The organism is Stenotrophomonas sp. 107298_Sma, from assembly GCF_056480345.1.
Window position 1 is genome coordinate 3,932,407 of record NZ_CM151094.1, and the last position, 14,772, is coordinate 3,947,178.

The 14,772-nt window shown below is 66.1% G+C and carries 15 protein-coding genes; 10 read left to right on the top strand and 5 right to left on the bottom strand.

The window, feature by feature from the left end:
* Positions 1 to 23: 23 nt before the first annotated feature.
* Positions 24 to 929: a LysR family transcriptional regulator gene (locus ACZK2G_RS18270; protein WP_046982993.1), complete on the bottom strand. Its 906-nt coding sequence runs from the start codon at positions 927 to 929 to the stop codon at positions 24 to 26.
* A gap of 131 nt (positions 930 to 1,060) precedes the next feature.
* On the opposite strand from ACZK2G_RS18270, the gene ACZK2G_RS18275 reads away from it, so the two are divergent.
* Together ACZK2G_RS18275 and ACZK2G_RS18280 are read left to right on the top strand one after the other, a co-directional pair.
* Positions 1,061 to 2,164, top strand: a complete 1,104-nt coding sequence (locus ACZK2G_RS18275) for an alkene reductase (RefSeq protein ID WP_426355170.1) — start codon at positions 1,061 to 1,063, stop codon at positions 2,162 to 2,164.
* A 99-nt stretch (positions 2,165 to 2,263) separates the two neighbouring features.
* A complete protein-coding gene (locus tag ACZK2G_RS18280) occupies positions 2,264 to 2,680 on the top strand; it encodes a VOC family protein (RefSeq protein WP_136639619.1) in 417 nt (138 codons plus the stop codon).
* Positions 2,681 to 2,692: 12 nt separating this feature from the next.
* Here ACZK2G_RS18280 and ACZK2G_RS18285 read toward each other — a convergent pair whose 3' ends face one another.
* Positions 2,693 to 3,388: a DAPG hydrolase family protein gene (locus ACZK2G_RS18285; RefSeq protein WP_136639620.1), complete on the bottom strand. Its 696-nt coding sequence runs from the start codon at positions 3,386 to 3,388 to the stop codon at positions 2,693 to 2,695.
* Between the two features lie 76 nt (positions 3,389 to 3,464).
* On the opposite strand from ACZK2G_RS18285, the gene ACZK2G_RS18290 reads away from it, so the two are divergent.
* Complete coding sequence (locus ACZK2G_RS18290) at positions 3,465 to 4,127, top strand: TetR/AcrR family transcriptional regulator (RefSeq protein ID WP_478474050.1); 663 nt, start codon at positions 3,465 to 3,467, stop codon at positions 4,125 to 4,127.
* Between the two features lie 132 nt (positions 4,128 to 4,259).
* The gene (locus ACZK2G_RS18295) at positions 4,260 to 5,294 is read left to right on the top strand and encodes a DUF7832 domain-containing protein (RefSeq protein WP_478474052.1); all 1,035 of its coding nucleotides are present in this window, start codon (positions 4,260 to 4,262) and stop codon (positions 5,292 to 5,294) included.
* 141 nt (positions 5,295 to 5,435) lie between these two features.
* Here the strand turns inward: ACZK2G_RS18295 and ACZK2G_RS18300 are convergent, their stop codons facing one another.
* Positions 5,436 to 6,320 carry a LysR family transcriptional regulator gene (locus tag ACZK2G_RS18300; protein WP_046982989.1) on the bottom strand — a complete coding sequence of 295 codons (885 nt, stop codon included), beginning with the start codon at positions 6,318 to 6,320 and terminating at the stop codon, positions 5,436 to 5,438.
* 107 nt (positions 6,321 to 6,427) lie between these two features.
* On the opposite strand from ACZK2G_RS18300, the gene ACZK2G_RS18305 reads away from it, so the two are divergent.
* A complete protein-coding gene (locus ACZK2G_RS18305; RefSeq protein WP_428710408.1) occupies positions 6,428 to 7,486 on the top strand; it encodes an NAD(P)-dependent alcohol dehydrogenase in 1,059 nt (352 codons plus the stop codon).
* A 91-nt stretch (positions 7,487 to 7,577) separates the two neighbouring features.
* Here the strand turns inward: ACZK2G_RS18305 and ACZK2G_RS18310 are convergent, their stop codons facing one another.
* The gene (locus tag ACZK2G_RS18310) at positions 7,578 to 8,942 is read right to left on the bottom strand and encodes a glutamate--cysteine ligase (protein WP_478474053.1); all 1,365 of its coding nucleotides are present in this window, start codon (positions 8,940 to 8,942) and stop codon (positions 7,578 to 7,580) included.
* 152 nt (positions 8,943 to 9,094) lie between these two features.
* Here ACZK2G_RS18310 and ACZK2G_RS18315 point away from each other — a divergent pair, with 152 nt between their 5' ends.
* The 3 genes from ACZK2G_RS18315 to ACZK2G_RS18325 all read left to right on the top strand — a co-directional run bounded on the left by ACZK2G_RS18315 (position 9,095) and on the right by ACZK2G_RS18325 (position 12,266).
* A complete protein-coding gene (locus ACZK2G_RS18315; RefSeq protein WP_136639623.1) occupies positions 9,095 to 9,799 on the top strand; it encodes a VIT1/CCC1 transporter family protein in 705 nt (234 codons plus the stop codon).
* Entirely contained in the window at positions 9,796 to 10,620 is an 825-nt protein-coding gene (locus tag ACZK2G_RS18320) for a helix-turn-helix transcriptional regulator (RefSeq protein ID WP_046982986.1), read from the top strand. Before ACZK2G_RS18315 ends, ACZK2G_RS18320 begins: the two co-directional genes overlap by 4 nt.
* A 671-nt stretch (positions 10,621 to 11,291) precedes the next feature.
* Positions 11,292 to 12,266 (top strand): MBL fold metallo-hydrolase, encoded by a 975-nt coding sequence (locus ACZK2G_RS18325; protein ID WP_478474056.1) that lies wholly within the window; start codon positions 11,292 to 11,294, stop codon positions 12,264 to 12,266.
* A gap of 115 nt (positions 12,267 to 12,381) precedes the next feature.
* On the opposite strand, the gene yihA is transcribed toward ACZK2G_RS18325, so the two are convergent.
* Positions 12,382 to 12,984, bottom strand: a complete 603-nt coding sequence (yihA, locus tag ACZK2G_RS18330) for a ribosome biogenesis GTP-binding protein YihA/YsxC (RefSeq protein ID WP_041864681.1) — start codon at positions 12,982 to 12,984, stop codon at positions 12,382 to 12,384.
* Between the two features lie 155 nt (positions 12,985 to 13,139).
* Between yihA and ACZK2G_RS18335 the strand changes: the two genes are divergently transcribed.
* On the top strand, positions 13,140 to 13,940 hold the full coding sequence (locus ACZK2G_RS18335; RefSeq protein ID WP_136638981.1) for a c-type cytochrome: 801 nt from the start codon (positions 13,140 to 13,142) through the stop codon (positions 13,938 to 13,940).
* A gap of 106 nt (positions 13,941 to 14,046) precedes the next feature.
* A complete protein-coding gene (locus tag ACZK2G_RS18340) occupies positions 14,047 to 14,697 on the top strand; it encodes a thiol:disulfide interchange protein DsbA/DsbL (RefSeq protein WP_006391516.1) in 651 nt (216 codons plus the stop codon).
* Positions 14,698 to 14,772 lie beyond the last annotated feature (75 nt).

Genomic DNA, 14,772 nt, shown 5'->3' on the forward strand with positions numbered 1-14,772 from the left:
GGGGCCCGGTTTCCGGGCCCCGCTCAATCGAACAATCCCTCACCCGCCAACCGGGTCAGCTCATCCACCACGTAGCGCACCTTGGGCCGCAGGTGGCGCGTCGGTGGCCACAGCGCATGGATGTCGATGTGCCGCTGCATGTGCTCGTCCAGCACCGATTGCAGTGCGCCGGATTCCAGGTGGCGACGCACCAGTGAAACCGGCATCTGGCAGATACCGAGCCCGGCGATGGCCGCTTCGATCACCGCGTCGCCGTCATTGAGTTGATACGGCGCACTGGGAATGAACGTTCCCTCGTCCTCCTCGCTGCCGATCCGCCACCAGACCGGCTGGCCATGGCGGAAGCCGACGATGCTGCGGTGCTGCGCCAGTTCCTCCACCGTGCGCGGCACGCCATGTGCCTGCAGGTACGCCGGCGATGCACACGTGACCAGGCGCTGGCGACCCAGCCGGCGCGCGACCAGATGCTCGGCATGGTGCAGCCCACCAAACCGGATCAGCAGGTCGATGCCCTCTTCGACCGGATCTACAAAGTGATCGGTGAAGGTCAACGTCAACTGCAGGTCCGGGTACTGCCGGCACAACCGCAGCAGCACCGGCAGAACCACCAGCCGCCCGAACGAGGACGGCATGTCGATGCGCAGCCGCCCGCTGGGCAGGCCGGCCGAACCCAGGCAGGCCTCGGCCGCGGAGATCTCTTCCAGCGCCGCCGCACACGACGCGTAGTACGCCTCGCCATCGGTGGTCAGTGCGATGCGCCGCGTAGTGCGGTGGAACAGGCGCACCCCCAACCGTGTTTCCAGCCGGGCGATGGCCTTGCCCACGGCCGAGCGCGAGATGCCCAATGCATCGGCGGCCTCGGTGAAGCTGCCCGAGCGTGCGGTAGTGACGAACGTCACCAAGCCATTCAAGGATTCCAGCGGCAGCATCTCTTACACCCCCATTGGGGACAAATAGTCCCGCACCAAGGGAGATCGAAGCGCTTTATGCGCCGGCATGTCAACTCCATCCTGTGTGCATCGCGCCTGTGGCGCCTCTCCCCCGCACCGAGATGACCGACATGACCGCCGCCCTCTTCCACCCCTACGACCTCGCTGGAGCCGCCCTGCGCAACCGCATCGCAATGGCGCCGATGACCCGCGCCCGCAATCCCGGCTCGATCGCCAACGCGCTCACCGCGCAGTACTACCGGCAGCGCGCCAGCGCCGGCCTGATCATCAGCGAAGGCACGCCGGTCTCGCCGCAAGGCCAGGGCTACATCGACGTGCCGGGCATCTGGTCAGCCGAACAGGTGGCCGGCTGGAAGCTGGTCACCGAGGCGGTGCATGCCGCCCAAGGCACGATCTTCGCCCAGCTCTGGCATGTGGGCCGCATGTCGCATTCCTCGCTGCAGCCCAATGGCGGCCAACCGGTAAGCGCGGGTACGCGCACGGTGGCCAGCGCGCCGAAGAACACCTCATTCGTGTATCTGGACGATGGCAGCCGAGGCCATGCTGATCCCACTCCGGCACGTGCACTGGCCACTGAAGAGATCCCGGGCATCATTGCCGACTTCGCACGGGGCGCCGACAACGCCATCGCCGCCGGCTTCGATGGCATCGAGCTGCATGCGGCCAACGGCTACCTGTTCGAACAGTTCCTCAACCCACTCATCAACGAACGCGAGGACCGCTACGGCGGCTCGCTGCCCAACCGCACGCGATTGATCCTGGAGACCGTCGACGCGATGGCCCAGCGCATCGGCGCCCACCGCATCGGCGTGCGCCTGGCGCCGAACAACCTCACCTTCGACATGCCGTACTACCCCGACAACGAGGCCACCTATCTGTATCTGGCCGAGGAACTGGGCAAGCGCGGGCTGGCCTATGTGCATCTCAACGACAACCTGCAGGCAGGGCAGTCGGTGCTGGGCGAAGCGTTCCTGCAGCAGTTCAAGCAGGCCTACGGTGGCACCGTGATCCTGGCCGGTGGCATGACCCGCGAGCGCGCCCTGCAACTGGTCGAGGCCGGCACCATCGACCTGGCCGCGTTCGGCCAGCCGTTCATCGCCAATCCAGATCTGGTCGAGCGCCTGCAACGCGATGTTGCACTCGCCATACCCGATCGCGGCACCTATTACGGCGGCGGCGAAGCTGGCTATCTCGATTACCCGCGCGCACAGTAGATCCCCGCCATGCGTGGATGCGGCCGCACCCGCACAGCGCCGGTGCGCCGCATCGCACAGCGGGCGTACACTGCCCGCCCGGATTCACTGGATGCGCCCATGGATACGCCCACCGCATCATTCATCGTCAATCTCGACGTTCCCGATCTTGCGGTGGCTGAGGCCTTCTACACCGAAGCCTTCGGCCTGCAGATCGGCCGGCGCCTCGGCCCGGGCGCCGTGGAACTGCTCGGCGGACCAACGCCGCTGTACCTGCTGCAGAACGAGGCCGGCAGCGCCGCCACCGAGGACGGCGACGTGCGCGATTACGAGCGCCATTGGACGCCGCTGCACCTGGACTGGGTGGTGAATGACATCGAAGCGGCGTTGGCACGTGCGGTTGCGGCCGGGGCAACACTCGAGCAGCCGCTGCGCGAACATCGCTGGGGTCGCATCGCCGTGCTGGCCGATCCTTTCGGCCACGGTTTCTGCCTGATCCAGTTCAGTGGCGAAGGCTACGACGCGTTGCTCGAATGACCAGCGCGTGGTTCACCACGGCAACGGCACTGCCTCGCCGTTGGCGCGCTCGCCGTAGTACAGCGACGGCAGCAGGCGGGAAAGAAAACTGAACTCCGTGTAGCAGTGCTTGAGCAGGCCCAGGCCTACCGCATCGCTGGCATCGCGTTGCGGATCGGTGCTGTCCAGGCCGAGCACGAAACGGCTACGCAGCACGCAACCGAACGGTGTATCGCGTGCCACATGCAACATCTGCCCGTCGCAGGGATCACCGTGCGCATCCAGACGCACGTGATCACCAAAACCGATGCGCGCGGCGATCACCGCCGACACATCTCCTGCTTCCTGCGCCGCCCGCAGGTGCTCGGGTGCGAGCAGCGTGCTCGGGTCATGGAACTTCAAACGCGCCGCCACCGGCGGGATGTCGGCGAGCGATTCCACGGCATGGATGCTGGCGCCGTGGTAGCTGCGTCCGCGCTGCCAGGCCTCATCCCAGCCGCGATGTTCGACATGATCGACTGGATGCCACCAGCGGATGTGCTGGGTGGTCTCGAAGAAGGTGAACCACCAGTCCAGCATGCGGCCCTTGCAACCGTGCAGGTCAGTGCGCACCGCCACCAGCAAGGTGCCATCTTCCCGGCGCTGGATCCCGGTTTCCAGATGCATCGGTGCCGGGTCAAGCAGATCGTGGTGATCCAGCCAGGCGCGTGCGTTCACAGCGGTATCCATGAAGGTCTCCTACGGGGTTCGGATGCCCGACAATACGGAAACGTTAGTCGTTTCGCAATTACCCGGATGAGGTAAGATGGGCGCAATGAACAGCACCACCCTGCCCGAGCCCTCAACGCCGACCCGCCGCCGCGGCCGTCCTGCGCGGCCGGAAGCCGAAGTCCGCCACGCCGTGCTGCAGGCCACGCTGGAGCTGTTGCTGGCACAGGGTTACGAGGCCACCACCATCGAAGCGGTGGCGGCGCATGCCGGGGTGGCGAAGAAGACCGTGTACCGCCACGCCAGCAACCGCGAGGAACTGGTCGGGTTGGCGGTGCGCGAGTGGACCGACGGCTTCGCGCCGCAGCTGCAGCGCGATGCGCGCGACAGTGACGAGGTACTGCCGCTGCTGCAGGTCATCCTGCAGGCAGTGTGCACACAGGCGCTTTCGCCGCAGGCGGTGCAGGTGTTCCGCCTGCTGGCGACGGACTTTCCCGGCAAGGAAGCGCTGCTGCAGGCCTACCTGGACAACGGCATCGAGCGCTGCCGGGCGCTGTTGGCCGACTGGCTGGCACGGCAGCAGCAGCGTGGGCTGCTGCGCGAGGGAGATGCCGCGTGCATGGCACGGCTGATCCTGGCGATGGCCGTGGCCGAGCCACTACGCGAACGCGTGATCGGTGTGGTGGCCGAGGATGCGCCGGTAGAGATGCATCTGCGTGAGTGCATGGCGTTGTTGGCGCCGGTGTTGCAGGCGCCGTAGCCAACCAGTAAGCCGCAGCTGTGTGCCACGCATTCAGGCGAAGCTACCTCGCAGGGCTCTTTGCAACTTCTTGTATGGCCTACTGGAAAGACTGCAGGGACTATTCGTGGTCGATCTCTTCGGCGCGGTCACATGCGATATCTCTTTTCCGAACTCTGCAATCTCCTGGGGCAACGAATCGATAGCGATCCGGTCCTTTCCATTGCCGAACGCATCGGAGCGAAGGCACCGAAGCCGACTTCCTTCGCGTACTCCAACTCTGTTGGCGGAATGTCTCACCGCCCCACGGGCCTGGAAATCAGCTGGAATCACGAGGTTCTCGCACCCGAATACTATCCACCCCGGAAATCGGGCCGCCACTTCGTCTGCTGGGTAGATTCAGTCTGGTTTGATCCGGCAACAGTAGACAACCTGCCTTTGCAGTTGTCTCCGAGCTCCCTCGCTGAGGATTTGGTTAAGGCTGCTCCTCAGCTCATTGTCGAGGATATGCCCAAGAGAACGGCCGCGATGCTCACAACTCATCCAGACTGCGTGCTTGCCCTCCCCAGCACGCCTCGGCGCTGGCAGATCAAACTTGCACAGATGCACCGCTACTCCTTGCCAAGCTACGCTGCGGCTGGAAATGATCGTCCAGAGCAGAATGCCAATTCAGACAGGTGGGAATATTGGGATCAGGCTACCGCCTTCTTTCTCTACTGGTGCATTCTCAGAGGCTTCGCAAGCGAACGACATACCTGTGATCACGGCGCAGAAATCCAGAATCTACATCAGCAGCGCATGTCCATGATGGACTACATCCGTGCGAACTGTTTTGAAGGCGAACTGTGGAGCTGGGATATCCGCGAGCCCGTGCGCCATTTTACCTACATCTACTTTCATGCTCTCTGCAATCGCAACTCAGCACATCCTGGAATTGGAAGATCGGACAGGTGCCATCCCAACGACGATCTGAGCGCGGTGGTGAACCACCTGTCGAAGTGCGGGATACCAAACATAGATGACGAATGGCGGCTGTTCTGCCATTTTTCAACGATGCTGGACGCACGCTGGAAGGACTATCTCCTGACAGGACTTCAGACAGAAGTAAGCCGCGGCCAGGCCGTCCAGCTCACGGCAATGTATCGGAAGATGGTGGAAAACCTCTCTGCGGCTTCCGAACTATCGTAGAAGTCCGAGTATTCATCGGCCTCCACGTACTGCGCGGAGATTCCTGGAGCGACATCAACGCGTGGCGTGGATCTACTGTCCGGGTTCTGGTGGACTCCATCCCGGTGGGTGCCGACCGTTGGCCGGCACTCCTGCAGCAACTCACTCGCGCAACATATCCACGAACGCACGCAGTGCACCGGGCATCTGCCGCTGCTTCGGGTAGTACAGCGCGAAGCCGGCGAACGGCTCGCTCCAGTCTTCCAGCACCGCCACCATCTGGCCCGATTCGATGTAGGGCCGCGCGGTGTCTTCCAGCACGTAAGCCAGGCCGATTCCATCGAGCACCGCGCCAACCACGGTGCCCTGCTCGCCCAGCGTCAGCCGTCCGGGCACGTCGATCTCCAGCGCCTGCCCGCCGCGCTCGAACTGCCACTTGTACAGATGCCCGCTGGCGAAGCGGAAGCGGATGCATTCGTGTGCAGCGAGATCGCGCGGATGCTGTGGCGCGGGGTGACGCCGCAGATAGTCCGGCGAGCCGACAATCAGCCCGCGCAGCGGTGGCCCCATAGGCACTGCCACCATGTCCTCGGGCACGAACTCGTGCAGGCGCACGCCCGCGTCGTAGCCCTCGGCCACGATGTCGACCAGGCCGTCGTTCTCGGTCAGCTCCACCCGCACGTCGGGATGGGCGCGCAGGAAGCGCGCCAACCGCGGCCCCAGCTGGGTCGACACCGCCGCGCGGGTGGCGTTGATGCGCAGCAGGCCAGCCGGGACAGCACGGAACTGATTCATCTCCTCCAACGCATCGTGCACCTGCCCCAAGGCCGGCTGCAGGCGCTCCAGCAGCCGCTGCCCGGCCTCGGTCAGGGCCACGCTGCGGGTGGTGCGATGGAACAGGCCCACCCCCAACCGTTCTTCCAGCGCGCGGATCGCATAGCTCACCGCCGAGGTCGACAGCGCCAGCTCGGCGCCGGCACGGCGGAAGCTGCGGTGGCGGGCGACTGCGGCGAACGCAGCCAGGTGGGAGAGATTGTCAGTGGCCATGATTGTGCAGTTTCACTTGATGAATCATGCCGATATCCGTGCTTCTTGCCGCTGGGTACGGGGCGTATTGTAAAACGCCTTTCGACAAACCCTGCCAAGGATTCCCCATGTCCCTCGCCCGTGGTTACGCCGCCCATTCACATACCGACCCGCTGATCCCGTACGAGTTCGAACGCCGCGCGGTCGGCCCGGACGATGTGCGTATCGAGATCCTCTACAGCGGCATCTGCCACTCCGACCTGCACCAGGCCCGCGACGACTGGGGTGGTTCGATCTACCCGATGGTGCCGGGCCACGAGATCATCGGCCGCGTGACCGAGGTCGGCAGCAACGTCACCCGCTTCAAGGTCGGCGACCATGCCGGCGTGGGCTGCATGGTCGATTCCTGCCGCCACTGCGATGCCTGCGAGCACGATCTGGAGCAGTACTGCGCCGAAGGCGCGACCTGGACCTACAACGGCCGTGAACGCGAAAGCGGCGCACCGACCTACGGTGGCTATTCCGACCACGTGGTGGTTGAACAGCGCTTCGTGGTGAAGGTGTCCGACAGCCTCGACCTGAAGGCGGCCGCGCCGCTGCTGTGCGCCGGCATCACCACCTGGTCGCCACTGCGCCACTGGAAGGTGGGGCCAGGCCAGAAGGTCGGCGTGATCGGCCTCGGTGGCCTCGGCCACATGGGCGTGAAGTTCGCCAAGGCGCTCGGCGCGCACGTGGTGATGATCACCACCACGCCGGAAAAGGGTGCCGATGCCAAGCGCCTGGGCGCCGACGAAGTGCTGGTCTCGCGCGATGCCGCACAGATGAAGGCACATGCGGGCAGCTTCGACTTCCTGCTCAACACCATCCCGGTCGGCCATGACACCAACCCGTACATGGGTCTGCTCAAGCGCGAAGCCACCATGTGCCTGGTCGGCGTGCTGACCGAACTGGACCCGCCGCTGACCGGTGGCAGCGTGATCTTCGGCCGCAAGCACCTGACCGGTTCTGCGATCGGCGGCATGGCCGAGACCCAGGAAATGATGGACTTCTGTGCCGAGCACGGCATCGTCAGCGATGTCGAGATGATCGACATCAAGAACGTCAATGAAGCCTGGGAGCGCATGGCGAAGAACGATGTGCGCTATCGCTTCGTGATCGACATGGCGACGATGAAGAACGCCGCCTGATCCAAGGCAGGTGTGAAAAAGAAAAACCCCGGCAATGCCGGGGTTTTTCTTTTGGTAGTGCCGGCCGCTGGCCGGCAACCCCGCAAGGCGATCAATACGCGAACTCGCGGAACACCGGATCGACGTCGCCGTGCCAACGGCCATGGAACAGCGCCAGCTTGCGCTCGGCGGGGGTCAGGCCGGACTCGACAATTTCCTGCAACACGTCCAGGAACTTGCTCTCGTCCTGGCCGTCGGCATTGCGTGCGGCACGGCGCTTGAGGCCTTCCACGGAAATCTTCACCGCCTCGCGGGCCAGGTCACGCACGCTGCCATTGCGGAACGGCAGGTTCATCGCATGCTTCGGCACGCCGTCACGCAGCGCATGACGCTCGGCCAGGGTGAAGTCACGCACCAGATCCCAGGCGGCATCCAGGGCGGTGTCGTCGTACAGCAGGCCCACCCAGAAGGCCGGCAGCGCACACAGCCGGCTCCATGGGCCACCATCGGCACCGCGCATTTCCAGGTATTTCTTCAGCCGCACTTCCGGGAACGCGGTCGTGGTGTGGTCCGACCAGTCGCGCAGCGTCGGCAGCTGGCCTGGCAGCACCGGCAGCTTGCCCTGCATGAAGTCGCGGAAGCTCTGCCCGCTGGCATCGTGGTAGATGCCATCGCGGTAGGAGAAATACATCGGCACATCGAGCAGGTAGTCGACATAGCGCTCGTAACCGAAGCCGTCCTCGAACACGAAGTCGAGCATGCCGGTACGATCGGCATCGGTATCGGTCCAGATGTGCGAGCGGTAGCTGAGGTAGCCGTTCGGCTTGCCTTCGGTGAACGGCGAGTCGGCGAACAGTGCGGTGGCGATCGGCTGCAGCGCCAACGACACGCGGAACTTCTTCACCATGTCCGCTTCGCTGGCGTAATCCAGGTTCACCTGCACGGTGCAGGTGCGGGTCATCATGTCCAGGCCGAGCGAACCGACCTTGGGCATGTACGAGCGCATGATCTTGTAGCGGCCCTTGGGCATCCACGGCATTTCATCGCGCGTCCACTTCGGCTGGAAGCCCATGCCGAGGAAACCCAGCTGCAGTTCACCGGCCACCTGCGCCACTTCATTGAGGTGGGTGCCGGTTTCCACGCAGGTCTGATGGATGGTTTCCAGCGCCGCACCGGACAATTCCAGCTGGCCGGCCGGTTCCAGCGTCACCGAGGCGCCATCGCGCAGCAGGGCGATGGTGTTGTCGTTCTCCTGCACGGGTGCCCAGCCGAACCGCACCAGGCCATTGAGCAGCGCTTCGATGCCGCGCTCGCCTTCGAAGGTCGGCGGACGCAGGTCATCCAGGCGGAACCCGAACTTCTCGTGCTCGGTACCGATGCGCCACTGCGCGCGGGGCTTCTCGCCGGAGGCGATCTCCGCCACCAGCTGCGAGCGGTCGGTAATGGGCGTATCGGCGACGTGGCTGGGGCTCGACAAGGGGAGGACTCGCTGGACAGTGGCAGGGGATGTGGGGCTGAGGGCCTTGCATCGCAAGGGCGCACTATAGCGTGGCACTTCATCGCGTCATGCGACGGTGACGGGTTTCAGCATCCTACCGACACCCTCTTGACCCTCGTACACTCAGGGCCATGAGCCGCCATTCACGACATCCCGAGCTGCACCGTGCCGATCGCGTCGGCTGGCTGCGGGCCGCCGTACTGGGCGCCAACGATGGCATCGTCTCGGTCGCCGGCCTGGTGGTCGGCGTGGCCGCCAGCGGCGCCTCCGCCGCGACCATCCTGGCCACCGGCGTGGCTGGCACCGTGGCCGGCGCGATGTCGATGGCCGCCGGCGAGTATGTGTCGGTACAGACCCAGGCCGACACCGAAGACGCCGACCTGGCGATGGAAAAGCGCGAACTGCACGAAGATCCGCACAGCGAACTGGAAGAGCTGGCCGCGATCTACCGCCACCGCGGCCTGGAGCCGGCACTGGCGCGGCAGGTGGCCGAACAGCTCACCGCCCACGATGCGCTGGGCGCCCACGCACGCGACGAGCTGGGCATCACCGAAGAACTGCGCGCACGCCCGCTGCAGGCGGCGATGGCCTCGGCCGGTGCCTTCACCTGCGGCGCCGCGCTGCCGGTGCTGACCGCGCTGCTGGCACCGGCCGACAAGGTGGCGATGATGACCACGGCCAGCACCCTGCTCGGCCTGTGCCTGACCGGCGCAATGGCCGCCCGGGCCGGCGGTGCTTCGCCTGCACGCGGTGCGATCCGGGTAATGTTCTGGGGCGCGCTGGCGATGGCCGCCGCTGCCGGTGTCGGCAGACTGCTGGGAGCCCACGTGTCATGACCACGATGCTGCCACCGGCCGTCGCCCTGCTGGCAGAGATGGCCAGCCTGGCCGGCTGCGAGCGCGCCGAAGGCTATGCCTGCATCACTGCGCGCCGCGAACACGGCGCCAGTTCGGTGGAAATTCCACAGCCGCAGTTCGCAATCCTGCTGGAAGGCCGCAAGCAGGTACGCACCGCGCATCAGTCGCTGGATTTCGTGCCCGGCGACATCCTGCTGATCACCCAGCGCTGCCGCATCGATGTAGTCAACACGCCCGACCCGGGGACCGGCCGCTACCTCAGTGCCATCGTACCGCTGTGTGCCGAAGTACTGGCCGCGGCGCGCACGCTGTGGAGCGAAGCGCTGCCCAGCCCCGGCCCGATGATGGGGCGGTTGCCATTGACCGAGCATGGCGCGGTACTGCGACAGTGGCGGCAATCGCTGCAGGACGGCCGTTACAGCGACGCACGGCTGGCCCTGGCCTCGCTGGTACTGACCCTGTGCCGGCAGGGCCATGGCAACCTGCTGCTGCCGCAGGTACCGAGCCTGGGTGAACAGATCCGCGACCGCATCGCCGCCGAACCGGCCCGCGACTGGCAATCACGCGATGTGGAAGAGCAGTTCGCGCTGAGCGGCGCGACCCTGCGCCGTCGGCTGGCAGCCGAGCGCACCAGCCTGCGGCAGTTGCTGACCGAGGCGCGGCTGGCACATGGAATGACGTTGCTGTACACGACGGATCTGCCGCTGAAGACCGTGGCCGCACGCGCGGGCTACCGGTCTGCCGCCAGTTTCAGCAAGCGCTTCGCCGAGCAGTACGGGCTGGCTCCTACAGACATTTGAGGGTGTTCGGCAGGGCTGCGCCCTGCACCCGCAGAGGCAACGGCAACAGCCGAAGCAACAGCAACAGCGTGCATTCCGTGGGATGGCGGGGCACTGTGGGCTTGCGGGGACGCCGTAAACCCGTCCGTGGGGGCTTGGTCGCGGCATCCATGCCGCTCACACCCCGCAACCCCACAGTGCCCCGCCTTCGATAGATTCCGGCGGCTGTTGGTAGGTGTCGACCTTGGTCGACACATCTGTCAGATATCGAATGAAATTCTGGGGTCAGATCCAACAGATCGAGGAAAACTGTCGAAGGCGGGGTGGGTCCGGTTGCGGGGGCGTGAGCCGCATGGGCCCGAGGCATGCCTCGGGCGGGTTGGGCAGGACGCCCAACCCGGGCCTTGCCGTGTGCGCAGGACAGCGCACACGAGCAAGCGGCGACCGAGCTTACATGGACGTACTTGCAGCGTCCCCCGCAACCGGACCCACCCCGCCATCCCACGGATAGCCGCTGTTGCTGTTGCTGTTGCTGTTGCTGTTGCTTCGGCTTTTGCCTCTGCGGGTGCAGGGCGCAGCCCTGCAGACACCCCTTCCCTGAGCATTCCGCGTAGTGGTTTGAGCGCCGCGCGCACACCGGCCACGGCAGGCTATGCAGCAACGGAATTGCCCGTCATCCACCGAGAACCGCCATGACCCTGCGTCACCTGCCGCTGCACGGCGCCCTGCTGCTGGCCCTGTCTTGCCTGCCGCTGACCGCGCTGGCCGAAGCCACCTCGCCTGCCCCCACACAACAGGTGCCCGGCGTCTACCACCAGCGCGTCGGGGCGCTGCAGGTCACCGCCCTGTTCGATGGTGTGGTCGCACTGGGCCGGCAGGAAGTGGTGGACGTGCCGCCGACGCTGGTCAGCCGCCTGCTGGAAGGTCGCTATGTGCCGGAAGACAAGAAGGGGCTGCAGACCGCGATCAACGCTTTCCTTGTGCGTCAGGGCAATCACCTGACCCTGGTCGATACCGGTACCGCGCAGTGCTTCGGCCCCGGCCTGGGCCAGGTGCTGGGCAATCTGCGTGCTTCCGGCGTCGACCCGGCCGAGGTGGACGAGGTGCTGCTGACCCATGCCCATCCGGACCATCTGTGCGGCGTACTCGACGCGCAGGGCAAGCCGGCCTACCCGAACGCCACGGTGTGGCTGTCCAAGGCCGATGCCGGTTACTGGCTCAACCCGGCCAGCGAGGCCAGTGCACCGCAAGGCGTACGCTTCGCCTTCCCACTGGCACGCAACGCGGTAGCGCCGTACCAGGCCAGCGGCCATCTGCGTACCTTCAGCCCCGGCGATGCCCTGCCCGGCGGTGCTGTGGCGATGGATACCCATGGCCATACCCCGGGCCATGTCTCCTACCGGTTCGACAGCCTGGGCCAGTCACTGCTGGTGTGGGGTGATGTGCTGCACTTCCATGCGGTGCAGTTCGCGCACCCGGAGGCCGCGTTCGAGGCCGATTCGGACCGCAAGGCGGCCATCGCCAGTCGCCGCAGCCTGCTGCAGCAGGCCACCGCCAACCGCTGGTGGGTGGCAGGTGCGCACCTGCCGTTCCCCGGCCTGGGCCATGTGCGCAGCGAGGGCCAGGCCTATGCCTGGGTGCCGGCGGAGTATTCGCCGCTGAAATGAAACCTTGCCGAGCTCATGCTCGGCTCTTCGGGGTCTCGCCGCGCTGCGCGCGGCAGCCGAGCATGGGCTCGGCTCTACAGGAATGCCGCCGGGCGTCGCCCGGCGCACCTTGTTCTTATTCCAGCCCCAGCCAGCCGCCGATGATGCCGCGGGCTTCGTCCACACCGGTGCGGGCGGCGCCGGAGAACACCTGCACGCTGACCGTATCCCCGAAGGAGGAGTGCAGTTCCTTGCGCACCTTCTGCAGGGTCTGCATCTGCTGGCTGCGGCTCAGCTTGTCGGCCTTGGTCAGCAACGCATGCGCCGGCAGGCCACGCTGCACGGCATAGGCCAGCATCTGCCGGTCGTAGTCCTTCAGCGGGTGGCGGATATCCATCACCACCACCAGCCCCCTCAGCGCATTGCGGGTGCGGAAGTAGCGGTCGATGAAGGCCTGCCAGTGCGCCTGCAGGTCCAGCGGCACCTTGGCGTAGCCGTAACCGGGCAGATCGACCAGATGGGCTTCCGGGGTCACCTGGAAGAACACCAGCTGCTGGGTGCGGCCGGGGGTCTTGGAGACCCGGGCCAGGCTGTTCTGGCGGGTCAATGCGTTGAGAGCACTGGACTTGCCGGCGTTGGAGCGGCCCGCAAAGGCCACTTCGGCCCCCTCATCGGGCGGCAGCTGCCCCATGTTGTGGGCAGAGAGGTGGTATTGAGCGCGTTCGATGAGCAATGACATGCGCATAGGATCGCATGTTGCGGCGCCGCGCGCCCGGCCCGGGGCCTTCCAGCGGGAAAATGCTGCACTGCTGCGTTGACCGTGCGCGGAAACGGCGTTGATAATCCGGGCGATGCCGTGGCTGCCGCCCGGCCCGGTCCATACGGAGCTTCAGCATGCGCCACGCTCGCGTTCTTGCCGTATCCGCCCTTGCCACTGCCGTAGTCGTTGCCGCCGCTGCGTTCGCGCAGACCACGTTGACCCCGCTGCCCGACAACGGGCCGATCAACACCGCCTCGCTGGAGGTGGATTTCAGCAAGACCCACTGGGGCGATGCCAAGGCAGGCCAGACCAAGGCCTCGGCCTGCGCGGCCTGCCATGGCGCCGACGGCAACTCCACGGTGGAGATGTACCCGTCCATCGCCGGCCAGAGCGAACGCTACGTGGCCCAGCAGATGGCCCTGATCGCCAACGGCCAGCGCAGTTCCGGTGCGGCGGTGGCGATGGTGCCGTTCGTGCAGAACCTCACCCCGCAGGACATGCGCGATATCGGCGCGTTCTTCGCCACGCAGAAAGCCACCGCCGGCATCGCCGACGACACGGCGGTCACCGAAGGCCCCTACAAGGGCATGAAGTTCTATGAGATCGGCCAGCAGCTGTACCGCGGCGGCGACGCCAAGCGTGGCCTGCCGGCCTGCATGGCCTGCCACGGCCCCAGCGGCGCCGGCAATCCGGGCCCGGCCTACCCGCATATCGGTGGTCAGCACGCCAGCTACGTCGCGCGGCGCCTGCAGGAATACCAGGCCGGGCAGACCCACGAGACCGACAAGGCGCACTTCCAGATCATGGCTGCGGTCGCGCAGAAGCTGAGCGAGCAGGAGGTGCAGGCGCTGTCGAGCTACCTGCAGGGCCTGCACAACAAGGCCGATGACGTGGCTGCCGCGCCTGTGCCGGCACAACCGGCCGCCGCCCCCTGACCACCATTGGTCGGCCCGGGCCGCCACCACGGCCCGCGCCTGCGGTATGTTTCCTTCACGCCGGCGACTGCGCCGGCGTTGCTTTTTTCAACGGAGATGCGTGTCGATGAGGTTGATTTCCCGCCTGCTGTTGTCCCTGCTGGTCCTGCTGCCGCTGGCCGCCAGCGCCGCCACCCCTGCCAACGCGCCGCTGGTGGAAGGCAAAGACTACGAACGCATCGCCCAGCCGGGCCCGTTCCAGCCGCTGGCCGGCAAGATCGAGGTGGTCGAAGTCTTTGGCTACACCTGCCCACACTGCGCCCATTTCGAGCCGCAGCTGGAAGCCTGGGCGGCCAAGCTGCCGGCCGACGTGCGCTTCACCCCGGTCCCGGCCGCATTCGGTGGCGCCTGGGATGCCTGGGCGCTGGCCTACTACGCCGCCGACCAGGTAGGCGTGGCCAAGCGCAGCCACGCGGCCGTGTTCAAGGCCCTGCATCAGGATGGCTCGCTGCCGATGCAGAACGTCTCGGCCGATGAGCTCGCCAACTTCTACAAGGCCTACGGTGTGACCCCGGACCGCTACATCCAGGCCCTGCGCAGCGATGCGGTGCAGAAGAAGGTCGACGCGGCCCGCGCCTTCGCCCAGCGCACCAAGATTCCGGGCACCCCGGCGATCATCATCAACGGCCAGTACCTGGTGCGTGGCAACAGTTTCGACGACCAGCTGCGCATCGCCTCGGCGCTGATCGCCCAGGCCCGCGCCGCCCGCGGCCGCTGAACCAATACACACCATCGACACGGCGCTGTCGCCGCCGCATGTCATCATTTCCCTCTGGCCGGCACTGGTTGCCGG